Annotated in this window: 16 protein-coding genes; 8 read left to right on the top strand and 8 right to left on the bottom strand. The window is 67.7% G+C overall.

The genetic code is table 11. The features are described 5' to 3' along the window. Positions 1–77: 77 nt before the first annotated feature. From C9424_RS10095 to C9424_RS10080, 4 genes are all read left to right on the top strand, one after another. A complete protein-coding gene (locus C9424_RS10095) occupies positions 78–1,196 on the top strand; it encodes a histidinol-phosphate transaminase (RefSeq protein ID WP_202615828.1) in 1,119 nt (372 codons plus the stop codon). 147 nt (positions 1,197–1,343) lie between these two features. Next, the gene (gene pdhA, locus C9424_RS10090; protein WP_116766720.1) at positions 1,344–2,594 is read left to right on the top strand and encodes a pyruvate dehydrogenase (acetyl-transferring) E1 component subunit alpha; all 1,251 of its coding nucleotides are present in this window, start codon (positions 1,344–1,346) and stop codon (positions 2,592–2,594) included. After that, on the top strand, positions 2,594–3,574 hold the full coding sequence (locus C9424_RS10085) for an alpha-ketoacid dehydrogenase subunit beta (protein WP_116766719.1): 981 nt from the start codon (positions 2,594–2,596) through the stop codon (positions 3,572–3,574). Before pdhA ends, C9424_RS10085 begins: the two co-directional genes overlap by 1 nt. 9 nt (positions 3,575–3,583) lie before the next feature. Continuing rightward, positions 3,584–5,122 carry a dihydrolipoamide acetyltransferase family protein gene (locus C9424_RS10080; protein WP_116766718.1) on the top strand — a complete coding sequence of 513 codons (1,539 nt, stop codon included), beginning with the start codon at positions 3,584–3,586 and terminating at the stop codon, positions 5,120–5,122. Positions 5,123–5,227: 105 nt separating this feature from the next. Here C9424_RS10080 and C9424_RS10075 read toward each other — a convergent pair whose 3' ends face one another. After that, a complete protein-coding gene (locus tag C9424_RS10075) occupies positions 5,228–5,566 on the bottom strand; it encodes a hypothetical protein (protein WP_116766717.1) in 339 nt (112 codons plus the stop codon). A gap of 256 nt (positions 5,567–5,822) precedes the next feature. Here C9424_RS10075 and C9424_RS10070 point away from each other — a divergent pair, with 256 nt between their 5' ends. Next, complete coding sequence (locus C9424_RS10070; protein ID WP_116766716.1) at positions 5,823–7,433, top strand: AMP-binding protein; 1,611 nt, start codon at positions 5,823–5,825, stop codon at positions 7,431–7,433. 3 nt (positions 7,434–7,436) lie between these two features. Here C9424_RS10070 and C9424_RS10065 read toward each other — a convergent pair whose 3' ends face one another. The 3 genes from C9424_RS10065 to C9424_RS10055 all read right to left on the bottom strand — a co-directional run bounded on the left by C9424_RS10065 (position 7,437) and on the right by C9424_RS10055 (position 9,886). After that, positions 7,437–7,865, bottom strand: a complete 429-nt coding sequence (locus C9424_RS10065; RefSeq protein ID WP_116766715.1) for a universal stress protein — start codon at positions 7,863–7,865, stop codon at positions 7,437–7,439. Continuing rightward, entirely contained in the window at positions 7,862–9,160 is a 1,299-nt protein-coding gene (locus C9424_RS10060) for an aminotransferase-like domain-containing protein (protein ID WP_116766714.1), read from the bottom strand. Before C9424_RS10060 ends, C9424_RS10065 begins: the two co-directional genes overlap by 4 nt. Positions 9,161–9,322: 162 nt before the next feature. Then, positions 9,323–9,886, bottom strand: coding sequence for an NAD(P)H-dependent oxidoreductase (locus C9424_RS10055; RefSeq protein ID WP_116766713.1), 564 nt, complete (start codon positions 9,884–9,886; stop codon positions 9,323–9,325). Between the two features lie 123 nt (positions 9,887–10,009). On the opposite strand from C9424_RS10055, the gene C9424_RS10050 reads away from it, so the two are divergent. Then, positions 10,010–10,642 (top strand): TetR/AcrR family transcriptional regulator, encoded by a 633-nt coding sequence (locus C9424_RS10050; protein WP_202615827.1) that lies wholly within the window; start codon positions 10,010–10,012, stop codon positions 10,640–10,642. A 25-nt stretch (positions 10,643–10,667) separates the two neighbouring features. After that, the gene (locus C9424_RS10045) at positions 10,668–11,738 is read left to right on the top strand and encodes a Gfo/Idh/MocA family protein (RefSeq protein ID WP_116766712.1); all 1,071 of its coding nucleotides are present in this window, start codon (positions 10,668–10,670) and stop codon (positions 11,736–11,738) included. Positions 11,739–11,836: 98 nt separating this feature from the next. Here the strand turns inward: C9424_RS10045 and ald are convergent, their stop codons facing one another. Further along, positions 11,837–12,955: an alanine dehydrogenase gene (gene ald / locus C9424_RS10040; protein WP_116766711.1), complete on the bottom strand. Its 1,119-nt coding sequence runs from the start codon at positions 12,953–12,955 to the stop codon at positions 11,837–11,839. A gap of 245 nt (positions 12,956–13,200) precedes the next feature. On the opposite strand from ald, the gene C9424_RS10035 reads away from it, so the two are divergent. Continuing rightward, the gene (locus C9424_RS10035) at positions 13,201–14,421 is read left to right on the top strand and encodes a PucR family transcriptional regulator (protein ID WP_116766710.1); all 1,221 of its coding nucleotides are present in this window, start codon (positions 13,201–13,203) and stop codon (positions 14,419–14,421) included. Here C9424_RS10035 and C9424_RS21655 read toward each other — a convergent pair. The 3 genes from C9424_RS21655 to ptsP all read right to left on the bottom strand — a co-directional run bounded on the left by C9424_RS21655 (position 14,418) and on the right by ptsP (position 16,955). After that, entirely contained in the window at positions 14,418–14,678 is a 261-nt protein-coding gene (locus C9424_RS21655; protein WP_116766709.1) for a hypothetical protein, read from the bottom strand. The two genes, C9424_RS10035 and C9424_RS21655, sit on opposite strands and share 4 nt — an antisense overlap. An 89-nt stretch (positions 14,679–14,767) precedes the next feature. After that, positions 14,768–15,187, bottom strand: a complete 420-nt coding sequence (locus C9424_RS10025; RefSeq protein WP_116766708.1) for a helix-turn-helix domain-containing protein — start codon at positions 15,185–15,187, stop codon at positions 14,768–14,770. 82 nt (positions 15,188–15,269) lie between these two features. Further along, on the bottom strand, positions 15,270–16,955 hold the full coding sequence (gene ptsP, locus C9424_RS10020) for a phosphoenolpyruvate--protein phosphotransferase (protein WP_116766707.1): 1,686 nt from the start codon (positions 16,953–16,955) through the stop codon (positions 15,270–15,272). Positions 16,956–17,128: the final 173 nt, after the last annotated feature.

Here is a 17,128-nt window from a genome sequence, read left to right as displayed (position 1 = left end):
CCCGCGGGCAGCGGCAGGGACCATATCCCCCTATTGATCCCCCTATTGCGGCAGAGACCCGAAGTAGGCTAGTGAGCATGACTTCATCAGAGAACACGGCCGGGGGCATCAGGCCCCGTCCGGTGGTAGACCTCCTTCCCCGCTACGCGGCCGGAAAACCGCCCGTCCCCGTAGAGGGCCTGGTCAGCTACAAGCTTTCCTCCAACGAAAACCCGCTGCCCCCGATCCCTGCAGTGCAGCAGGCCATCGCGGCGCAGACCGACTTCAACCGCTATCCCGATCCACTCAGCAGCAAGCTGCGCGCATCGCTCGCCGGCTTCCTGGACGTTCCCGCCGAGGACATCGTCACGGGCGCCGGCAGCCTGGGCGCCCTGAACCAGTTGCTGACCACCTTCGCCGGCCAAAACGACGACGGCAAGGCCGACGAAGTCATCTATGCCTGGCGCTCGTTCGAGGCATACCCGATCTGCGTCGGACTGGCCGGCGCCGAGAGCGTACGGATCCCCCTGACCGCGGACGGGCGGCACGACCTCGACGCCATGGCGGCCGCGGTCACGGCGCGGACCCGGATGATCCTGCTGTGCACGCCCAACAACCCGACCGGACCCATCCTGACCACTGAGGAAACGGAGCGCTTCATCAAGGCCGTGCCCTCGGACGTCGTGGTGGTCATCGACGAGGCCTACCAGGAATTCGTGCGCGCCGCCGCCGCCGTGGACGGCATTGCCATGTACCGCAAGTACCCCAACGTCGTCGTCCTGCGGACGTTCTCGAAGGCTCACGGACTCGCCGGGCTCCGCGTGGGCTACAGCGTCTCCCGTCCCGAACTGACGCAGCACCTGCGGGTTGCCGCCACACCCTTCGCGGTGTCCCAGATTGCGGAAATCGCCGCCGTCACGTCGCTCGAGCACTTCGCCGACGTTGTAGAAAGGGTACAAAGCCTGGTTGATGAGCGGGATCGGGTCACCGCCGGACTGCGCGAGCTCGGGTGGTTCGTTCCCGAGGCGCAGGGCAACTTTGTGTGGCTCAACCTGGGCGCAAACAGCGCGGAATTCGCCGCCCTGGCAGCGGAACGGGCGCTTTCCGTGCGGGCCTTCGGCGACGAGGGGGTGCGGGTCAGCATCGGAGAAACGGAAGCCAACACCCGGTTCCTTGAGCTCTGTGCAATCTATACAAAACCACCACGGCGTTCCTAGCGCTTAACATGACGCGTTGTGGCCGCCCCGTGCGGATAAAGTAAGGACGAGTAAGCCAAAATATATGCCGAATTCGGAATGTATTCCCAGTTCGGCATATATCCCAGCGATTGCGGCGCATTCGGATGCGGCAAGCAAGGAGACGGTATGGGCGCCACACATCTGCCCTCTACCGAGTTCGACGGAACCGATATCGATGACCAGCTCGAGGCGGAAGCCGAGGCCCAACTGGGCGCGCCGGCCGAGCCGATGGTGCAGCTGCTAGGCCCGGACGGCACCCTGGGCTCGGACCCGGTTTTCTCAAAGTACGCCGAGAAGCTCGATCCCGAGACCCTGCGCGGCTTCTACGCCGACATGTCGAAGATCCGGCGCTTCGATGTGGAAGCCACCGCTCTGCAGCGGCAAGGCCAGCTGGCCCTGTGGGTCCCGCTCACCGGGCAGGAAGCAGCCCAGATCGGCTCCGGCCGGGCCAGCCAGCCGCAGGACTACATCTTCCCGACCTACCGCGAACACGGTGTTGCCCTGACACGCAATGTAGACCTGGCCGAGCTGCTGCGACAGTTCCGCGGCGTCTCCAACGGCGGCTGGAATCCCAAGGACACGAACTTCCACCTCTACACGCTGGTCCTGGCCGCCCAGACGCCGCACGCCGTCGGCTATGCCATGGGCATCCAGCGGGACCAGAGGCTGGCGGCCGCCAACGCCGTCGGGGAAGCGGGACAGTCCGCGGAGCCCAAGGCCGCCGTCATGGTGTACTTCGGCGACGGCGCCAGTTCAGAGGGCGACGTTCATGAATCCATGGTGTTCGCCTCGTCCTACCAGGCCCCCGTGGTCTTCTTCTGCCAGAACAACCACTGGGCGATCTCCGTGCCGAGCTCCGTGCAGACCCGCGTCCCGCTGGCCAACCGCGCCAAGGGCTACGGCTTCCCGGGCATCCGGGTGGACGGCAATGACGTCATTGCCGTCCACGCCGTCACGGAGTGGGCCCTGGAGCAGGCCCGCGAAGGCAACGGACCCGTGCTGATCGAGGCGTTCACCTACAGGGTGGGGGCGCACACCACCGCCGATGACCCCACCAAGTACCGCGGATCCGCCGAAGAAGGCCTATGGCGGGCCAAGGATCCGCTGGAGCGGCTGGAGAAGTACCTCCGGGCCGAGGGCCTCGCGGACGATGCCTTCTTCGAACAGGTCAGGGCCGACGGCGACGAACTCGCCGCCTACGTCCGCAAGACCACCCACGACCTGGAAACACCGGACATCCGGACTGCCTTCGCCAATACGTATGTGGAGGCCCATCCGCTGGTGGCCGAAGAGCTGGCCTGGTTCGAGGAGTACAGCGCAGGGTTCGCCGACGAGGAACCTGCAAACGCTGACCAGACAGACAAGGCGGCCCGCTGATGACCACCATGACCATTGCGAAGGCCATCAATGAAGGCCTGCGGGCGACGCTGACCAACAACCCCCGCTCGCTGCTGATGGGCGAGGACATCGGGGCCCTCGGCGGCGTCTACCGGGTCACCGACGGACTGATCGGCGAATTCGGCGGCGACCGTGTGGTCGATACGCCGCTGGCCGAATCCGGCATTATCGGCACCGCGATCGGCCTGTCCCTGCGCGGTTACCAGCCCGTGTGCGAGATTCAGTTCGACGGTTTCGTGTTCCCGGGCTTCAACCAGATCACCACCCAGCTGGCCAAGATGCACTCGCGCAGCAACGGCAACCTGACCGTTCCGGTCGTGGTCCGGATCCCGTACGGCGGCGGCATTGGCTCGATCGAGCACCACTCCGAATCGCCGGAGGCGCTGTTCGCCCACACGGCCGGCCTGCGCATCATCACGCCGTCCAATCCGCACGATGCCTACTGGATGATCCAGCAGGCCGTCGAATGCCAGGATCCCGTGATCGTTTTCGAGCCGAAACGCCGGTATTGGCTCAAGGGTGAGGTCGACACCGAGAACCCCGGCGCGTCCGCGGACCCCTTCAAGGCGCACGTGCTGCGGGAGGGGAGCGACGCCACGGTCGTCGTCTACGGCCCGCTGGTGCCCGTGGCCCTCGCGGCCGCCGAAGCCGCGGCTGAGGACGGCCGCAGCGTCGAAGTGATCGACCTCCGTTCCATCTCTCCGATCGACTTTGACACCGTCACGGCCTCGGTCCAGAAAACCGGCCGGCTGATCGTGGCCCACGAGGCCCCCACCTTCGGCGGCATCGGCGGCGAAATCGCGGCCCGGATCAGCGAGCGTGCCTTCCACTCGCTTGAAGCCCCCGTGATCCGGGTCGGCGGTTTCCACATGCCTTATCCCGTCGCCAAGGTCGAAGAAGACTACTTGCCGGACATCGACCGCATCCTTGAGGCGCTGGACCGCGCCCTCGCGTACTAACGAGGACCCATGACGCTTAACAAGTTCAACCTCCCGGACGTCGGCGAAGGGCTGACCGAGGCCGAAATCGTCGACTGGAAGGTCAAAGCCGGCGACACCGTGGCCATCAACGACGTCCTGTGCGAGATCGAGACGGCCAAGTCCCTCGTGGAACTGCCCTCACCGTTCGCGGGGACCGTCACCGAACTGCTGGTTCCCGAGGGCGTCACGGTGGAGGTCGGCACGCCGATCATCAGCGTGAGCGACGACGCGGCGGCCCCGCCAGCTGCTGCACCGTCGCCTGCTGCCCAGGCACCCGCCGTTGCCGCGCCGATGTACGGAAAGCTGACGGCCGACACGTCCGACGCCGGCGAGACGTCCGGACGCCCGGCCGGCGGCCCGCTGGTCGGTTCCGGTCCCAAGGCCGACGCCGTCAAGCGCCGGCGGCGGATTTCGGCCCCGGCGGCTGCTCCGGCCACAGGCCGCGAAACACCGGCGGCCTCGGCAGCCACCGGCGCTTCCGCCACGGTGGCGGAGCGGGTGGGCGTAGAGACCCACGACATCTGGATCAACCCGGACACCGTCGGCCGAACGGCTGACGAAGCCGCTGGCCCCGCCGGCGCCATCGACCCGCGTCCCACGTTCAGCGGTGCCATCAGCGGCCTGGTGGGCAAGGTGCTGGCCAAGCCGCCCGTCCGCAAGATCGCCCGGGATCTCGGGATCAACCTGGCTGACGTCGTGCCCACCGGCGCCCGCGGTGAAGTGACCCGTGAGGACCTGGTGAGCTACCAGGCCCAACGTGACGCCGAGGTGGACAAGGCGGACTCGTTCTGGGGCAAGTCCGGCCGTCCGCAGGACCAGCGGATCGAGCGGATCCCGGTCAAGGGCGTCCGCAAGGCCACCGCAAAGGCCATGGTTGAATCAGCCTTTGCGGCGCCTCACGTGAGCATCTTTGTCGACGTCGACGCCAGCCGCACCATGGAATTCGTGAAGCGGCTGAAGGCCTCCCGTGATTTCGAAGGCATCAAGGTCTCCCCGCTGCTAATCCTCGCCAAGGCGGTCATTTGGGCCGCGGCGAGGAACCCGAGCGTCAACGCCACCTGGGTGGACAACCCCGACGGCAGCGACTCCGCGGAGATCCACGTCAAGCACTTCATGAACCTCGGCATCGCGGCGGCCACCCCCCGCGGACTGATGGTGCCGAACATCAAGAACGCCCAGGATCTTTCGCTCAAGCAGCTGGCCCTGGCCCTGAACGAGCTCGCCACCACGGCACGGGCGGGCAAGACCCAGCCCGCCCAGATGCAGGGCGGCACGCTCACCGTGACCAACATCGGCGCCCTCGGGATCGATACCGGCACGCCGATCATCAACCCGGGTGAGGTTGCGATCGTGGCGTTCGGCACCATCAAGCAGAAGCCCTGGGTCCTGGACGGGGAAGTCATTCCGCGGTGGATCACCACCCTCGGCGGCTCCTTCGACCACCGCGTGGTGGACGGGGACCTTTCGGCCCGTTTCATGGCCGACGTCGCCGCCATACTGGAAGAGCCGGCACTCCTCCTGGACTAGCCCCCGGAACGGCTGCCGGACCAGGGCCAACAGAACACGGAACCCCGCCGCTGAATGCTTCAGCGGCGGGGTTCCGTCAGTGTCAGGCCTCTGCGCCCGGATGCCTCAGTTTCCCGAGTATGCCGTCAGAACCTGAGCCAGGGCAGGATCGCCGCTGATGCCGGCGAGGGCGGACGCGGCGGCAAACATCAGTCCGGCGAGTCCCAGGCTGCACGCGCTGGCGCCGGCGAGGAACTTCCAGTCCTCGCGGAGCACGCTCCGCACGGTGTCCGGCATGCGCAGTCCCGGGGCAATCAGGTTGGGGGCGCTGTCCATTGATCCGTCGTCCAGAAAGGCGACAACGCGGCCTGCGCCGCGATCCACCCGCATGGTGCTGATGTGGTTACCGTGGCGGGCCAGCAGGATGTCGTGGCCAACCAGTTGGCGGCGCTGAAGAGTGATCATGGGGTCCCCTTGGTAGGTGGATTCTCGGATGTCCGCACCATCGCAGGGCACTTCCCATTTTACCGAGCCACGCTCTTCCGGACGGGGCGCAGGGCGGTGAGGCTGCCCACGGGAGGGGGTGATCCTCATCAACTCCAATCACAGCCAAGTCCGGTCCCGGCCAGGTCCGTGCCGTCCTGTCCGCCGGGCGCACCCCGGCACTAGAGTGACACCAGCCGCCGCCAGCCCGGCGGACGCGGATCAAAGGAGATGTTGCGTGTTTTCAAGCCCGTACCCCGACGTCGATGTTCCCAACCTCGGTATCTACGACTACCTCTTCGGCGACCTGGCCGAAGAAGACCTGGACCGGGTCGCCGTCGTCGACGGCGCCAGCGGTGCGGAAACCACCTACCGTACGCTCCGCGGCCAGATCGATGCCCTCGCCGGTGCCGTTGCCGCCCAAGGACTCGGCGTCCACAGCGTGGCAGCCATCCTGTGCCCGAACATCCCCGCGTTTGCCACTGTTTTCCACGGCCTGCTGCGGGCGGGCGCCACGGTCACCACGATCAACTCGCTGTACACGGCGGAGGACATCGCCAACCAGCTCACCGACGCCGGCGCGGGCTGGCTTTTCACCGTCTCGGCGCTGCTGCCGGCTGCCCGGGATGCCGCCGAAAGGGCCGGGATCCCTGCCGCGAGGCTCGTGGTGATCGACGGCGCCGACGGCCACCCCTCGCTGGCTGACCTCCTCGGCGCCGGGGCGCCGGCGCCCCATGTTTCGTTCGATCCCGCCACCCATGTGGCCGTGCTGCCGTACTCCTCCGGCACCACGGGCCGGCCCAAGGGCGTCATGCTCAGCCACCGGAATCTCGTGGCCAATGTGGAACAGTCCCGGGGACTGCTCGGCGTCGGCCCCGAGGACCGCGTCCTGGCGCTGCTCCCGTTCTTCCATATCTACGGACTCACGGTGCTGCTGAACATCGCCCTGCGCCAGCGGGCCCGGCTCGTGACCATGCCCCGGTTCGATCTGCCTGAGTTCCTCCGGATCATCAAGGATCACCGGTGCACCTACCTGTTCATCGCCCCGCCGGTGGCCGTGGCGCTGTCCAAGCACCCGCTGGTTGCCGAGTACGACCTCAGTTCGGTCCACACTGCCCTCTCCGGCGCCGCACCCCTGGACGGGGAGCTCGGTACCCGACTCGCGGAGCGCCTGGGATGCCGCGTGCTGCAGGGCTACGGCATGACCGAGATGAGCCCGGTGTCGCACCTCATTCCGCGCGATGGTGTTGATGTTCCCGTCAGTTCGGTGGGGTACACGGTGCCCAATATGCAGTGCCGCCTCGTGGATCCGGCCACGGGGGAGGAGATTCCAGTTCCCGCGGCAGGAACCAGCGCGCCGGGGCACCTGCTGTGCCGCGGACCGAATGTCATGCTCGGTTACCTCAACCGGCCGGAGGAAACCGCGGATACCCTGGACGCGGACGGCTTCCTGCTCACCGGGGACATCGCGACGGTGCGGGCGGACGGCGTCGTGACGATTGTGGACCGGCTCAAGGAACTCATCAAGTACAAGGGCTACCAGATCGCTCCGGCGGAGCTGGAGGCGCTGCTCCTGACCCACCCCGGGATTGCCGACTCCGCGGTGATCGGATCCCTCGACGCCGACGGCCAGGAAGTTCCCATGGCGTTTGTGGTGCGCCAGCCCGGCCCGGACGGCGCCGCCCTGGATGAAGACGCCGTCATGGCGTTCGTGGCGGCCAAGGTGGCGCCGTTCAAGAAGGTGCGGCGCGTGGAGTTCATCGAGGCCGTGCCGAAGTCGTCGTCAGGAAAAATCCTGCGCCGGATGCTCAAGACCACGGCTCCGGCTGCGGGGGCAGCAAAGCAGTAGGGCCTAGCCGACGTCGGTCTTGGCGATGTAGACGTCGCAGGGGGCGTTGTGGGCCACGCTGTTCGCAACGCTCCCCAGCACCCGGCCGATTCCGCTCATGCGCCGGTTGCCGACCACAATCATCCGGGCGCCGGTCCGTTCGGCTTCGTTGATGAGGGCCTCCGCGGGTTTGCCCCGGGCGGCGGCGTAGGAGACGTTGGTGCCGGGGCGGCGCAGGCCGTCCGCGACCGTGCGGGCGACCTTCTCCGCGTTGCCGGCGTCGGAAATGATCCACGTGTCGCCGCCGCTGCTGATGACCTCGGTCCTGTCGCTGTCGAAGGCGCTGACCACGTGAAGGGTCGCCCCCATGGACGCCGCGAGGTCACGCGCGGTCTGGGCCGCCCGCAGTGCAGTCTCACTGCCGTCGACGCCGACAACGATAATTCCGGTCATGGCTTCAGCCCCTCTACAGCTTCGCGCAGGACCGGCGCGAGGCGCCGCACGCCCTCACGGATGGACTCGGGCGGCACAGCGCTGAACGCCAGCCGGATCTTGTTGGACGGGTCGTCCGAATGCGTAAATGCCGCTCCCGGGATGAACACGACGCCGGCGTCGATCGCCTTCCTCAGCAACGGGTAGGTATCCACGCCGTCGGGCAGCGTGACCCACACGAAGAAGCCGCCGTCGGGGCGCGTCCAGCTCAGCCCGTCCGGCATGAATTCTGCCAGGGCGGCAAGCATTGCCTCGCAGCGTTCCTGGTACAGCCCCCGGTAGGTCTCGATCTGGCCGCGCCAGTCGTAATCGCGCAGATAGGCCGAGACCAGCATCTGGTTGAACGTCGGCGGGCAAAGAGTGACGGCCTCCGAAGCCAGGTAATAGCGGCGCTGCAGGTGGGCAGGGACGAGGGCCCACCCGATCCGCAGGCCGGGGGCAAAGATCTTCGAGAAGGACCCCATGTAGATGACGTCGTCCGGATTGGCTGCCCGCAACGGGATCAGCGGCTTGCCGTCAAAGCGGAGCAGACCGTAGGGATTGTCTTCCAGCACCAAGATATTCGCGCGGCGGCATATATCGACCACTGATTGCCGGCGTTCCGGGGAAAGGGTGATGCCGGACGGGTTGTTGAAGCTGGGAATGGTGTAGAGGAACTTGACGTTCTTCCCCGCGGTCTGGAGGGCGGCGATCTTCGCCTCCAGCAGGTCAGGTACGATGCCGTCCCCGTCCATCGGCACGGTTTCGACCTCCACCTGGTAGGCCTCGAAGGTGTTGAGGGCGCCCACATACGTGGGGTCCTCCACAAGGACAACGTCGCCCGGGTTGCAGAAGACCTTGGTGGCTACATCCTGCGCGGACTGGGAACCCGCGGTAATGACGATGTTCGCAGGATCGGCATCGAGGATCCCTTCGGCTGCCATGACCTCGCAGATCTGGGTGCGGAGTTCCTCGGTGCCTTGGCCGCCGCCGTACTGCAGGGCGGTCATGCCCTGCTCGGCGATGATCTTCGCGGCCGTCTGGCCAAGGCGCTCCAGCGGCAGGGACTGCAGATACGGGCTTCCCCCGGCCAGGGAAACGAGGCCCGGGCGCATCGAGATGTCGAAAACATCCCGCACGGCCGACTGTTTGATATTTGCTGCGCGCTCCGAGAACAGGATCTCGTGGCGGTGGGCGGACGTAGCCGCACGTTCGATTGCGTCAATGGCCTCGGCCGGAAGTACTGCTGCGGCGGCATCAAGTGTTTCGTGGGTCACAGTCCCAAGGATACTACCCATGTTGTCTATGGGGAAACGATTGTTTTCAATCCGGCCCATGCCGGGTGCCCTGCGACGGCATCTGCCGGCTGACCGTAAAGTCCAAGGCCCCCGGCAGCCGCGGCTGCCGGGGGCCTCAAGGGAGCAAGGGCTCGGTGTGGGCTACGCCGCTTCCGGGGTGCGGGCTTCGGCCAGCGCGTCGAAGACGCCCTTGATCTGCTCGACAACTTCGGCGTCGTCCTTCGGGTGAACTTCGGCAAAGCGGACCATCGAGCCGGGGACTGCCATCTTGACGTTTTCGAGGACCTGGGCGCCGGCGATGCCGACGGCCTTGCGGGCCTCGTCCTGGGCCCAGACGCCGCCGAACTGGCCGAAGGCGGTGCCGACGACGGCGGTGGGCTTGCCGGCGAGGGCGCCGGCGCCGAACGGGCGGGACAGCCAGTCAATGGCGTTCTTCAAGGAGGCCGGGACCGTGCCGTTGTGTTCCGGCGTGACCAGCAGGAGGGTGTCGGCGTCGTTGGCTGCTGCGCGCAGGGCGGCCGCCGCTGCGGGCACCTGGCCTTCGACGTCGATGTCCTCGTTGTAGAACGGGATGTTGCCGAGGCTCTCGTGAATGACGACGTTCACCTGGTCCGGCGCGTTGAGCTGGATGGCCTCGGCCAGCTGCTGGTTGGTGGAGCCGGCGCGCAGGCTGCCGACGAGGGTGAGGACGGTCTTCTTGGACATGTGTACTCCTATGCGTCACGCCGCGGGACGGTTCCTGCGGCTGGCTGGTCGTGAGGCTTGAGGCCTTCACCCATGCTAAACGGACCGCGGTCCGGTTGTATTCCCAGGCGCTAGAATCAGCGTGTGAGCCTCATCCCGATCCGTCCCGGTGCCCAGTCCGGAGGAGGGCGCGCCCCCGGGCCCGCCGCAGAGTCCGAGCGCCGTGACGCGGCGCGCAACAGGGAGCTCCTGCTCTGCGCGGCCCGGGAAATCGTTGAGGAATCCGGCGCCGACGCGCTCACCATGGACCGGCTGGCCCAGCGTGCCGGCGTTGGCAAGGGAACAGTCTTCCGGCGGTTCGGCAGCCGTGCCGGGCTGATGATGGCGCTCCTGAGCGGTGCCGAGGCCGAGTTCCAAGGCCGGTTCATGTTCGGCCCGCCTCCGGTGGGCCCCGGCGCGCCGCCACTGGAGCGCCTGATCGCCGTCGGGGCCGCGCGCATATCCTGGATCCTGGAATTCGGGGAGCTGGCCCGGGCCGCCGACGCCTCGGTCTACAACAGGTTCGATGTCCCGCCAGCCGTCCTCTGGCACCGCCACCTCGAGATGCTGCTGCGCGAAGCCGGCGTGACGGCGGACCCGTGGCTCATGGCGTCGGCCCTGGGCGCTGCGCTGGAGCCGGAACTGCTGCTGCACGCTGTCGGCGTGCACGGGATCGCGCCCGAGCGGCTCGCGGAAACGTGGCGGGAACTCGTCACGCGCGTAGTGGGTGGCGGGTAGCGGCCGGAGCGGTAGCCTAGGCACCATGAGCAACGATTCAGCGAGCAGTGAATCCGGCCGGCCCATCCGCACAGGCGTCGCCGGGTTCGGCCTCTCGGGCAGCGTCTTCCATGCCCCGTTTCTTGCCGCAAACCCCGCCTTCTCGCTGGATGTCATCTCGACGTCCGACGCCGGCCGGAAGTCTGCCGCCGCCGCCAGCTACCCGGCGGCCAGGATCGTCGACACCCCGGCCGACATCCTGGAGCTCGCCGGCGAGCTGGACTTGCTGGTGCTCGGCACGCCGCCGGCCACCCATTACCCGCTCGCAAAGGCGGCGCTGGAAGCAGGCCTCGACGTCGTCGTCGACAAGCCGTTCGCGGTGCGCAGTGCGGAAGGACGGGAACTCATCGACCTCGCCGCGCGGCGGGGCCGGGTGCTCACCGTGTTCCAGAACCGGCGCTGGGACGGCGACTTCCTGACGGTCAAAGGACTCATAGACACGGGACTCCTCGGCACAGTGACCCGGTTTGAGTCCCGCTTTGAGCGGTGGTCGCCCGACGTCTCAAAAGCGTGGAAGGCGGCCGCGACCTCGGACGACGGCGGTGGGGTTCTCTTCGACCTCGGCACCCACCTGTTGGACCAGGCGGTGCAGCTCTTCGGCCCGGCGGCGGTGACGCATGCGGAACTGGAGGTCCGGCGGCCGGGAGAGAAGGCCGACGACGACGTCTTCGTGGCCCTGCGCCACGGGTCAGGAGTAATCAGCCATCTGTGGATAAACATGCTCTGTGCCCAGCAGGGTCCGCGCTACCGCGTGCTGGGCAGCACTGGAGGTTTCTCCAAGCACGGCGTGGACCCGCAGGAGCCCTACATTGTGGCTGGCGGCAGCCCGCTGGACGCTGACTACGGCGTCGAGGACCCGGACTGGGCCGGGCTGCTGGGACGCGACGGGCACCTGGACCGGCTGCCCACCGAACGCGGCGCTTACCCCGAGTTCTACCGGATCCTGGCGGCGAAGATCGCCGACGGCGGGGCGGCCTCGGCGCTGCCCGTCCCCGTCGACCCCGCCGGGCCCGTCGAGGTGCTGCGGCTCATCGAGCAGGCTCGGGCTTTGGCCTGACGGGCTTCGCTGACCGGGCTTAAAGAGCAATCGACTGCTCCGCAACTGCCGTTTGGGGGTCCAAAAGGGCGGTTACGGAGCAGCCGATGCGCTGATGCTTACGCGGAGACCAGCTGGTGCCAGTCGGCGACGAGGGGCAGGTTGTGCGCCTCGGAGACGGAGTGGTGGGCAACCTTGCCCGCGGCGATGTTCAGGCCGGCGGCCAGGGCAGCGTCACGCTCGAAGGCGGCCTTGACGCCCAGGTTGGCCAGGGCCACGGCGTAGCGCAGGGTGACGTTGGTCAGCGCGTAGGTGGAGGTGTTCGGGACGGCGCCGGGCATGTTGGCCACGCAGTAGAAGATCGTGTTGTGGACCTTGTACGTCGGTTCCTGGTGCGTGGTGGGGTGGGTGTCCTCGAAGCAGCCGCCCTGGTCCACGGCGATGTCCACCAGCACGGAGCCGGGCTTCATCCGGGACACGAGTTCGTTGGTGACCAGCTTGGGGGCCTTGGCGCCCGGGATCAGGACGGAGCCGATCACGAGGTCGGCGTCCACGACGGACTTCTCGATTTCGTAGGAGTTGGACGCGACCGTCTTCAGGCGGCCCTGGTACTGGGCGTCGAGCTCGCGCAGGCGGTTGATGTTGATATCCAGGATGGTGACGTCGGCGCCGAGGCCTAGGGCCATGGCGGCAGCGTTCGTGCCGGCAACACCGGCGCCCAGGACAACCACCTTGGCCGGGCGGACACCGGGGACGCCGCCGAGCAGCACGCCCTTGCCGCCGGCCGGGGCCATCAGGGAGGTCGCGCCGACCTGCACGGACAGGCGTCCGGCAACCTCGGACATCGGGGCCAGCAGCGGCAGGGACCGGCCTTCCTGGACGGTCTCGTAGGCGATCGCGGTGACGCCGGAGTTGATCAGTTCCTGGGTCAGTTCCGGCTCGGCAGCCAGGTGCAGGTAGGTGAAGAGGATCAGGCCCTTGCGGAAGCGGTGGTATTCAGCCTTGACCGGTTCCTTGACCTTCATGACCATGTCGGCGCGGGCCCAGACGTCGTCGGCTTCGGCGACGATCTCGGCGCCGGCAATCGCGTATTCCTCGTCAGTGATGCCGGAGCCCAGGCCGGCGCCGCGCTCTACGAGGACAACGTGGCCGTGGGTGCGGAATTCGTGAACGCCCGCTGCCGTGATGGCGACGCGGAATTCGTTGTTCTTGATCTCTTTGGGGACACCGATGATCATTTTTTGCTCCAGTAGTGGCGGCCTCGCGGGCCTGGATGAGCGGGGGATTTCGTAATTCCAGAATAGATCCGGCTGTGAGGCAGGCGACAGGAGTGTCTGGCCGGTCCAAGGCCCCGGCCCCGTCTTTTCGGGGTTTTTCGAATCCTGTGGTAGACATTTGTCGAGATAGCGGGCGTCAGGTGTCGGCTCGTGTCCGTTCGTGTCCGCATTCGCAGTGCGGCCGTCCGGCGCAGTAGTGTGGCAGCATGCAGCAGCAGGACGTGGAGCAGCTCGTGGAGCAGGTGGCGCAGCGGCTGGGCCGCGGTCTCTCGCTCGAGGACCTCGACGGTTTGCTCCTCGCTTACAGTTCCAACCAGTCACATGCGGACCGCGTGCGGGTGAACTTCCTGCTGAGCAAGCGCGTCCCGGTGGAAGTCAGTGCGTGGCAGCTTTCCCACGGGATCGCGACGGCGGTCCGGCCGGTGGTCGTGCCGGCCAACGCGGACCTCGGCATGCTGGGCCGGGTGTGCGTGCCGCTGCTGGTGCGCGGCTTCCGGGTGGGGTACCTGTGGGTCCAGCTTGATCCCGAGGAACCCAGCGCCGCAACCGTCCTCGCCCAGCTGCCGGACGTGGCGCGGGAGCTGGAACAGCTGTCCTCCCTGCTGCTGGATTCCAACACCGCAGAGTCCGAGTTCCGCCGCCGCCGCGAGCAGGAGTTCCTGGCCGCCTGCGCCGGTGAAGCCAACGCGGCCGCGGCTGTGGCGGGCTGGAAAGAGGTCCAGGGCAAGGGGCCGTGGCAGCTGGTGACTGTCCTGGACGCCGACGGCTGGGCCGGGGGGTCGGATCCCATCGCGGACACGCTCATCCACCGCTCGGCGGCACTGCAGGCCACCATCGGCGTCGACGCCGCCTTGTTCAGTGCCGGCACCGAAACCCACGCCGTGGTGCTCTTCAAGGAATCCACCGGACGGGCTGACCACGCCCAGGTCCTGGTCCACTACCAGCTGGAACTCGCCAAACGCTCGGGGCGGACGGTCCGGCGGATCATCCTCGGCACCAGCGAGGGATTCGCCAAGCCGCGCGAACTCGCCGAGGCCTACCGGCAATCCCGGCAGGCGGCCCAGGCGGCGGCGGTGGATCCCCAGCTGGGAGAGCTCGTCGACTGCCGGGCCACCGGCGTCTACCAGCTTTTGGCATCAGCCGGCGGCGGCGCGGGCGCCTGGGCGGACGCGGGATCCGTGTATTTTCGCATCCTCGAAGACCATGACCGGAACCACGAGCTGCTTCCCGTCCTGGAGCTGTTCTATGACAACGACGGCTCGGTCCAAGAGGTCGCGACCAAGCTGCACCTCCACCGGAGCAGCATCTACAACCGGTTGGGCCGGATCCGGCAGCTGCTGGGCGTGGACCCGCTGAAGGGAATGGTGCGGCTGGAGCTTCACGCCGCGCTCAAGGCCCGGCGCTGGGCCGGCCGGCCCCGGATTTAGCCCTCGCGGTTCGACGCGTCGGCGTCGAGAACCAGTCCGGCGTCCGGGCCGGCAACAGCGGCGTCCGTCCCGGACTGGCGGGCGGCGCTCCGACGTCGGGATATCCGGCTGTCCACCCAGAGGGACACGGCAACGAACGCGACGCCGCTGGCCATATAGGTGGCGGTGTTGTTCAGGCCCATCGCGGTTCCGACGAAGCCGGCGAGCAGCATGGCGGCGATGCCTGCCACGATGTGCCATCCTCTGAATTTACCCACAATTCAAGAGTAACCCGCGGCCTTTCTGTGTTTCGGCGCCGGAGTGTGATCGTTGCTTGATCCTTATCACTGCTTCATGAAGCGCCTGTTTATGAAGCATCCGGGTCGTCATCCTGGCCGGGCAGGGTGCCCGCGCCCGCATTATTCTTCTTCTGCGTTTCGAGCCAGGCCATAATGTCGGCCAGCCGGATCCGCCGGTGCGTTCCGCGGTACTCCACCGGAATCTCGCCGCGGTCGGTCATGTTCCGCAGATACGTGTGCGAGATCCCCGCCAGCTCCGCGGCCCGCGACGTCGTCAGCATCTCCTCGACGCTGCTGACCGTGACGGCCTCGCCGCGGCTGAAGCGGCCCAGCATATCGACGACGGCGTCCCTCGCCTCGGGCGGGAGGCGGTGGACGGTGCCGTCCACGAACACCGTGATGTCGTGGCTGCCGTCGAGGGCGTACTTGAGTTTCTCTGCGTCCTCGGCCGGAAGGCCGGCCGTCACCCTGGGAGCTATCAGTGCCATGAGTGCATCCTAACGGCTGCATTCTGGCGGCTGGATCCGCTGGCGGGGACGCCGGCGGATCCAGCCGTTGGCGCTTCGTCCGTTACAGCCCGAGATCCTCCAGGACCGGCAGCTTGGCCCGGACCCAGGCCCGGGCCTCCGTTGCGCTCGGCGCGGACAGGGCCAGCTTGGCCAGCTCCTGGGCTTCGGCCAGGGTGACGGTCTTCAGTACGGCAGCGACGGCCGCGATGGAGCGCGCCGTCATGGACAGCGTGGTGACGCCCAAGCCCGTGAGGACGACGGCGAGGGCCGGGTCCGCAGCGGCCTCGCCGCACACGCCCACGGGCTTGTTGTGGCCCTCGGCCCTTGAGCCCTCCACCGTCAAGCCCACGAGCCGCAGCACGGCCGGCTGCCAGGGCGTGTTGAGGGCGGCCAGCGGGCCGAGCTGGCGGTCCGCGGCCATGGCGTACTGGGTGAGGTCGTTGGTGCCCAGGCTCGCGAAGCCGACCTCGCGGAGGATCGCCTCGGCGGTGAGCGCCGCGGACGGGACCTCCACCATGACGCCGGGGGTCTTGATCCCCGCCGCGGCACACAACGAGGCGAAACGGGCGGCCTCTTCCGCGGTGGAAATCATTGGGGCCATCACCCAGACGTCGGCTTCGGAGGACTGCTCGGCCAAGGCGATCGCCTGCAGTTGGCGCTCCAGGACCCCCGGCGTGGTGAAGTCGGTCCGGTAGCCGCGGACGCCCAGAGCGGGGTTGGGCTCAGTGGCGTCGGTCAGGAACGGCAGCGGTTTGTCCGCGCCGGCGTCGAGCGTGCGGAGCACCACTTTCTTGCCCGGGAAGGCATCGAAGACGCCCTTGTAGGCGGCGGCCTGCTCCTCCACGGTCGGTTCGGTGTCCCGTTCGAGGAAGCAGAACTCGGTTCGGAACAGGCCCACGCCCTGGGCGTTGAGCCCGGCCGCGGCTACGGCGTCTTTGGCGCCGCCGACGTTGGCCAGAAGCGGGACCAGGTGACCGTCCGCCGTCGTGCCCGTCCCGTCGAAGGCGGCCAGCAGTGACGCGGTGGCGGCCCAGTGGGCCGCGGCGGCGCGCTGGCTCTCGCCGGGCTCCGCGGTGATGAGCCCGGCGGCGCCGTCCACGTATACCTCGGTGCCGTCGGCGAGCTCATCGACTCCGGTGGCGGCCACGACGGCGGGCAGGCCCAGCGAGCGGGCAATGATGGCGGTGTGGGACTGCGGACCGCCGCCCGCGGTGACCAGGGCCAGGATCTTCTCCGGATCCAGGGTGGCGGTGTCGGCCGGGGCCAGGTCCTCGGCGATCAGGATGAAAGGCGTGGCGGATACGGGAATGCCCGGCGCGGGCACTCCGCGCAGTTCCGCAACGATGCGGGCCCGGACATCCAGGACGTCGGTGGCGCGCTCGGCCATGTAGCCGCCCAGGTTGTGCAGCATTTCCGAGACCGAGGCGCCGGCTTCCCAGATCGCCCGCTGCCCGGAGGTGCCGCGGCCGATCAGCTTGGTGGCGGATTTGAGCAGCATGGTGTCGGTGGCCATGAGTGCCGTGGCCTCAAGGACGGCCTTACCGTCGCCGGTGACGGTCTCGGCGCGGGCCTTGAGTTCGTCGTGGACCGCCTTCGCTGCGGCCTTCAGCGCCGCCGTCGCCTCTTCGGCCGTGACGCCGGCGGGCAGCTGCTCTCCGGCGGGCGGTTCGCTGATCGGTTTGGGCATCTGCCGGACGGTGCCGATGATGCGGCCGGGGCTAACGCCTACTCCTGGGAAGTTCTGCACTGAAGGTCCTCATTCTCTTTCGTAGGCCAATGGCCACTAAGCCGGTTAACCAGGTGCCGCCGCTGATCCTGCTGATCATTTGTGCTGCGCGTGACGGCTACGTCTGCGGGCGGATCACGGCACCTGCAAAAATTGTATGTGATGTAGTTCATATAGCGTTGCTATAGGTGCTA

Source organism: Arthrobacter sp. H-02-3 (genome assembly GCF_003097355.1).
In the GTDB taxonomy this organism is placed as follows: Bacteria; Actinomycetota; Actinomycetes; order Actinomycetales; family Micrococcaceae; genus Arthrobacter; species Arthrobacter humicola.
This window is presented reverse-complemented; position numbering and strand designations above follow the sequence as displayed.